Source organism: Chryseobacterium sp. UF-81, from assembly GCF_058245105.1.
In genome coordinates this window covers 176,877-183,373 of record NZ_JBSIBX010000011.1, presented here as the reverse complement: position 1 = coordinate 183,373, position 6,497 = coordinate 176,877, and the positions used below count along the sequence as shown (strand labels likewise).

Genomic DNA, 6,497 nt, shown 5'->3' with positions numbered 1-6,497 from the left:
TGTGGGCCCTGAGGGATTCGAACCCCCGACCCTCTGGGTGTAAACCAGATGCTCTGAACCAACTGAGCTAAGAGCCCTGAACTTTTTTTGAAAGGCTTCAGTTACCTTTGTGTGGGCCCTGAGGGATTCGAACCCCCGACCCTCTGGGTGTAAACCAGATGCTCTGAACCAACTGAGCTAAGAGCCCCTATACTTGTTTCCTCGTTTAGAGTGGTGCAAATATACGACTTATTCAGAAATCTCCAAATTTTTTTCTAAAAATTCTCCCACCACAAAATTACTTCCGCCTATGAAAATCATTTCTTCTTTTGTACATCGCTCTTTTGCAGAAAGATACGCTTCCTGTACAGAATCGAAAATGGTATAAGAAATTTTTGCCTCCTGCAGGAGATTTTCATAGTCTTCAGGGTGTCTGCCCCTGTTGATGGATGGTTTGGCGAAATAAAATTCTGAATCTTCAGGAAGAAGAGCCATTACTTCATCTATCTTTTTATCATTCACAAACCCCAAAATAACATGTTTGTGCTTGCCAATAGAATTCAGCTGAGAAAATACATACTCCAGCCCGGCCTGATTGTGCCCGGTGTCACAGATCGTAAGCGGATCTTTTGAAAATTCGAACCACCGACCTATAAAGCCTGTATTTTGATGGACATTAAGCAGCCCCTTCACAATATTTTCTTCAGACACAGGAATATTTATTTTTCTTAATTCTTCGATGAGGGCAAGAACAACACGGATATTTTTCTTCTGATAATTTCCTTTAAGATCAGATGCAAGATCAGAATGTATTATTGTGGCATCAATAAAGGAAGCACTTTCCTGGTCTGCCTTCTGGCGGATAATATTTTTAACGGAGTCATTTTCATCTCCGGAAATTACCGGAATATAAGGTTTTATAATTCCTGCTTTTTCTGAAGCGATCTCTTCTAAGGTATCTCCCAAAATATTCTGATGATCAAGCTGTACATTAGTAATTGCGGCTACCAAAGGCTTAATGATATTTGTTGAGTCCAGTCTTCCGCCAAGCCCGACCTCAATAATAGCAAAATCTACTTTTTGCTGATAAAAATATTCAAATGCCATGATTGTTGTAAATTCAAAAAAAGAAGGGAGGATATCTTCGGGAAGAGTCTTCAGTTTTTGGATAAAATGATAGACAAACTCCTTACTGCAATTTTTACCGTTCACTTTAATGCGTTCCGTGAAATCAATAAGGTGTGGAGAATTGTATAAGCCAACTTTGTATCCTGCCTCCTGCAGAACCGAAGCCAGCATATTACTGGTAGAGCCCTTTCCGTTTGTACCACCGATATGAATGCATGGTATCTTTTCCTGAGGATTATCAAAGAAAGCACAAAGTTTTGTGATGTTTTCTAAACCGGGTTTATAAGCCTTCTGCCCGTCGGTCTGGTAGTTAGGAGCCTGTACAAAAAGCCATTCTACGGCTTCCAGATATTGCGTATTTGTCATGATACAAATTTTCTTAAAGTTTTTGTGAATGCTTACACAGAGCAAAAATACTCATTACGCATAAATTTACTGCCAAAAATTCACTTGAGATCCAAACAAAAAAGAGAGCCCTTGAAGGCTCTCTTTGCATATATGAAATCATTTAATTAAAACTTTATTTTCTTGACCATTGTTTCCCCGTTTTCTAGAGTCACATTTACAATAATAATGGCATTCTCTGTCCTTAAAGAAGATGAACTAAACTCTGTAGAATTTATCTTTTTATTAGCCAGTATTCTTCTTCCGGAAGCATCATATACAATAACTGATGAGATTTTACTGTTACTTCTTACATAAACCGACGAGTTTATTTTCGTAATAATAGTACTATTGTTTTTTGTGTATTTTTCTGCCGATAAAGTGGACCCCTGAATGATCACAGAATAGTCTTCCACTTGTCCCCGGATAGGATTTGTACATCCACTCACACTGGATGCAAAATTATTACTATCTCCAATCACTCTTAATCTTAAAGGTGTATTCTGTACAGCCGTAAACGGAGGAGTGACATTCACTTGAGCAGGCGATGATGCGGCAACAGTTGTACTCATAATTCTTTCGGTAGTTTCATTAAACTGTCCGTCATTGTTGTAATCTATATAAGCCCGTACAATATGGGTGGCACCGGAATTGCTGCCGGGGATTATTGTGATGGTGGTTGCGCTGGTTAATGGAATTGTAGTTGTAGTTCTGCCTAAGCAATAACTACCGGTAAAGTCTTCATAATAATTATTAGTAGCCTGCTGATAAGAAGGTGAATAGTTATTAATATCCCCAAATTTAACTGATATAATTCCAAAATTACTGTTAGTAGCTGTATTTCCTGTTATAGGGCATGCAGGGGGCAGGGATACGGAATTATTTACCGGAGTGGTGCCCAAAACAGGTGAACTAAGCAAGCTTTGTCTGTATTGTAGAAGGTTTGCAATGACCCGGTTCCCCTGCCCGGCAGTGAAGCGGTCTCTGTAGCAGGAGGTATAGGTCATTACATTAGCTTCGGCTCCTGCATAAGTTACACCAGTGCATGGGTTTATTAGACCGGCCTGACAAGGTGTCGTTGCTGCGGATGAAAGAGTATTAGGCTCAGTATCACATACCATATCACCATCTAAAGTACAATCATTATAGGTATTTGCCGGGCAGGTAGTTCCGGACGATCCTTCCTGAGTGTGATAGAGGCCCATTGCATGTCCGAATTCGTGAGCCAGAACATGGTGGCGGTTAGCTAATGTTACTGCTCCATATTCAATGATCGCATGATCTTTATCACCACCAGCCCCTAGCCATGGCAATAAGGCCCAACCACCGTTAGTTACACCCCCTGCTGCAGTGTCCTTTACTACATAAATATTAAAATATTTTGTAGGATCCCATTTTCCCAAAGCGGTAAGATCCAGCTGATACATTCCGGCCTGTCCGGCCTGGGCATCTACGCCATAGGTTACATAATTAGAAGAGGTTACGGTAAACCTGTCGATTCCGGTAGTAGGGTTACAATTAGGGTCAATTTTTGCCAAAACCAATTTAACAGGTATAACAGCACTTATTCCCGGAGCTAAATTACCGGCATAGATATCATTGGTATGATTAATCCAATTGATAACTTCTGCGTCTGTTCTGTTGCAGGAAGTTCCCAAAGGGCTTCCGTCACTTACCACATGCACCACAATGGGAATCTCATAAATCTGGTTGGTTTTGGAATAAAATTTATTTATTTCCCCGGTTTTAATCATTTTTGACAGCACCTGGTTAAAAGCATCTTCTTTTGCTTTCATTTCAGGATGCTGGGCATAAAGGTCTTTCATGGCTTTATTTGTACCACATTCTTCAATAACTTTATTAGTGTTCTGTGAAAAAGAGAAAGAACAGCACAATAAAAAAATTAGTAGGTAATAATGTTTTTTCATAACTATGTAATTATTTATTGTACAAAATTAAAGGTTTATGAAAGAAAAAGCACTACTGCATTTACACTGCCTGTGTATAACTTGTTGATTATCAATATAGAAAAAAGAGAGCCTCCAGGGGCTCTCTTTGCATATATGAAATCATTTAATTAGAACTTTATTTTCTTGACCATTGTTTCCCCGTTTTCTAGGGCCACATTTACAATAATAATGGCATTCTCTACCCTTAAAGAAGATGAACTAAACTCTGTAGAATTTATCTTTTTATTAGCCAGTATTCTTCTTCCGGAAGCATCATATACAGTAACTGATGAGATTTTGCTGTTACTTCTTATATAAACCGACGAGTTTATTTTCGTAATAATAGTACTATTGTTTTTTGTGTAGTTTTCTGCCGATAAGGTGGCTCCCTGGATGGTCACAGAATAGTCTTCCACCTGTCCCCGGGTAGGATTATAACATGCATTGACAGTAGATGCAAAATTATTACTTTCACCAATAACCCTTAACCTTAAAGGTGTATTTAATACAGCTGTAGAAGGAGGTGTAATAGAAGCAGTTACAACAGACGTTGATGGTGTAGTTTGGTTCACAACTCTTTCTGTAGTTTCATCAAACACTCCATCGTTGTTATAGTCTATATAAGCTCGTATGATATGTTGTGGGTTATTTGAGGTTGCAGGGCCGGGAGCAATGGTAATTGTAGTTGCACCCGTTAAAGGGATTGTAGTTGTAGTTCTGCCTAGGCAATAACTACCGGTAAAGTTTTCATAAAAATTATTGGGAGTCTGTTGGTAGGCCTGGGAATAGTTATTAATATCTCCAAATTTAACAGAGGTAATCCCATAATTAAAACTACCAGGACCTGTAATTGTTGTAGGAGTACATGCAACAGGGAGGGATACAGCATTATTTACCGGCGTAGTGGCCAACACAGGTGAACTAAGCAAGCTTTGTCTGTATTGTAGAAGGTTTGCAATGACCCGGTTCCCCTGCCCGGCAGTGAAGCGGTCTCTGTAGCAGGCAGTATAGGTCATTATATTATTCTCAACACCGGCAAAAGTAGTCCCGGTGCAGGTGTTTATCTGTCCGGCTGGACAAGTGCCTCCAAGATCTATTGTTGGTTCTGTATCACAGACCATGTCCCCATCTAAAGTACAATCATTATACGTATTTGCCGGGCAGGTAGTTCCAGAAGACCCATTTTGGGTATGATATAGACCCATTGCATGACCAAATTCATGAGACAAAACATGGTGGCGGTTAGGATTAATTACAGCGCCGTAATGAATAATAGCCTGATCTTTAGCACCACCAGCCCCCGCCCATGGGAATGAGGCCCATCCACCGTTAGTTACACCTCCCGCGGCAGTATCCTTTACTACATAGATGTTATAATATTTTGTAGGATCCCAATTTCTTGAAGCAGTAAGATCCAGCTGATAGATTCCGGCCTCTCCGGCCTGGGAATCTACACCGTAGGTTACATAATTAGGAGATGTTACGGTAAACCTGTCGATTCCGTTAGTAGGATTACAATTAGGATCAATTTTAGCTAAAACCAATTTAACGGGAATAGGAATACTTATTCCCGGGGCTGAATTACCGGCATAGATATCATTGGTATGATTGATCCAGTTGATAACTTCTGCATCTGTTCTGTTGCAGGAAGTCCCTAAAGGGCTTCCGTCACTTACCACATGTACTACAACGGGAATCTCATAAATCTGGGTAGTTTTGGAATAAAATTTATTTATTTCCCCGGTTTTAATCATTTTTGACAGCGCCTGGTTAAAAGCATCTTCTTTTGCTTTCATTTCAGGATATTGGGCATAAAGGTCTTTCATAAGCTTTTCAGTACCACATTCTTCAATACTTTTTTTGTCATTTTGCGAAAAAGTAAATGAAAAACACAATAAAAGAAATAGTGATAAATAATTTTTCATTGTATTAAATTTTTAATAAGAAAAAAAGATAAATAATTCCAGAATTTCAGGTCTTTGGTGTCAACTCTGGTTTGCTGTTTTTAGAAACATAAATTTTTGATTTATTTTTTAATGAACTCTTTAGAAACGGTACTCTGGTCAGTTTGTATAGTAAGGATATAATTTCCTTTTTCTAAATTTTGTACATTGAGTCCGTTTCCATCATATTTTATATTCATTTTTCTGCCAGAAAGATCAAAGACACTTACAGATTTTATTTTTTCTTTAGACTTAATGGTTAAATAATCTGAAGTTGGGTTTGGAGAAACAGAGAATAATTTCTTATCAGAAACTTCATTGGCTGACAATGTGGCAGAACTAATTGCTTCTATTGTATAATTGTCCACAGCAGAAGTACTAACAGCATTATTCCCTGCAACAAATGCATTATAAATATCATGTCTCGCTGGTGTTAATCCCAGGGTTATGGTAGATCCCGCTGGTGGAGTTACAGGATAGGTGATGCCATTTACGATATAGGTAGCTGTCCCGTTTACAGGGTCATAAGTATATCCGACAGATACCCATGTATTAGCGGAAAAACTGGTACCTGCAATAGTCTGAAAAGAGCCTGTGGGTGTACCGGAACTGTTTGTGAAATTTGCAAGCCCATTTATAGCTTTGGTTGAAGTATTATAAAAAATCCCAATAATTCCTTGCCCTGATGTACTAAAAACCCTAGACCCCGTTCTAACGACCCCGGTTTGTGTTCCTGTATAGATTTCCAAAGTTCCCTTTATAACATTATTTCCTGCCGTTCTGTTAGCCCATGCGACATCCAATCCGTTTTTTGAAACAGTCCTATTAGATGCCGCCGCCGCGGTCGCACCAGATTTTATTTGTAGGGAACTGATATGGGCAGCATCAATAGAAACAATTTGAAAATCGGAATTGGTTGCATTGGTGCCGGTAGTATACATTCCACCCTGGCCGGCAGTAGTACCGGTAGGATCTGTCCCTACGTTTCCTATGGTATAGGAATTATAGTTGTCAGTTTCTAAAATTTGAGCTGTAACACCAACTGTAGCGGCTAAGAGTATAAATGATAAAATTTTTTTCATAAACTTGAATTTTTAAATTTGTTTAAATATTT

Annotated in this window: 4 protein-coding genes and 2 tRNA genes; all 6 read right to left on the bottom strand. The window is 38.9% G+C overall.

Annotation, left to right across the window (positions count from 1 at the left end; all coding sequences use genetic code 11):
• Window positions 1-2: 2 nt before the first annotated feature.
• The 6 genes from AC4IFE_RS15790 to AC4IFE_RS15765 all read right to left on the bottom strand — a co-directional run bounded on the left by AC4IFE_RS15790 (window position 3) and on the right by AC4IFE_RS15765 (window position 6,465).
• A tRNA-Val gene (locus AC4IFE_RS15790) sits at window positions 3-77 on the bottom strand.
• A 35-nt stretch (window positions 78-112) separates the two neighbouring features.
• A tRNA-Val gene (locus tag AC4IFE_RS15785) sits at window positions 113-187 on the bottom strand.
• A 41-nt stretch (window positions 188-228) separates the two neighbouring features.
• Window positions 229-1,473: a bifunctional folylpolyglutamate synthase/dihydrofolate synthase gene (locus AC4IFE_RS15780; protein WP_490758100.1), complete on the bottom strand. Its 1,245-nt coding sequence runs from the start codon at window positions 1,471-1,473 to the stop codon at window positions 229-231.
• Window positions 1,474-1,619: 146 nt separating this feature from the next.
• Window positions 1,620-3,317, bottom strand: coding sequence for a M43 family zinc metalloprotease (locus tag AC4IFE_RS15775; protein WP_490758099.1), 1,698 nt, complete (start codon window positions 3,315-3,317; stop codon window positions 1,620-1,622).
• 251 nt (window positions 3,318-3,568) lie between these two features.
• Window positions 3,569-5,365: a M43 family zinc metalloprotease gene (locus tag AC4IFE_RS15770; RefSeq protein WP_490758098.1), complete on the bottom strand. Its 1,797-nt coding sequence runs from the start codon at window positions 5,363-5,365 to the stop codon at window positions 3,569-3,571.
• Window positions 5,366-5,466: 101 nt separating this feature from the next.
• A complete protein-coding gene (locus tag AC4IFE_RS15765) occupies window positions 5,467-6,465 on the bottom strand; it encodes a T9SS type A sorting domain-containing protein (RefSeq protein WP_490758097.1) in 999 nt (332 codons plus the stop codon).
• Window positions 6,466-6,497: the final 32 nt, after the last annotated feature.

Coding starts and splice junctions, on each gene's coding strand:
- AC4IFE_RS15765 (WP_490758097.1), bottom strand. CDS start 6,465: ATGAAAAAAATTTTATCATTTATACTCTTAGCCGCTACAGTTGGTGTT.
- AC4IFE_RS15780 (WP_490758100.1), bottom strand. CDS start 1,473: ATGACAAATACGCAATATCTGGAAGCCGTAGAATGGCTTTTTGTACAG.
- AC4IFE_RS15770 (WP_490758098.1), bottom strand. CDS start 5,365: ATGAAAAATTATTTATCACTATTTCTTTTATTGTGTTTTTCATTTACT.
- AC4IFE_RS15775 (WP_490758099.1), bottom strand. CDS start 3,317: ATGAAAGACCTTTATGCCCAGCATCCTGAAATGAAAGCAAAAGAAGAT.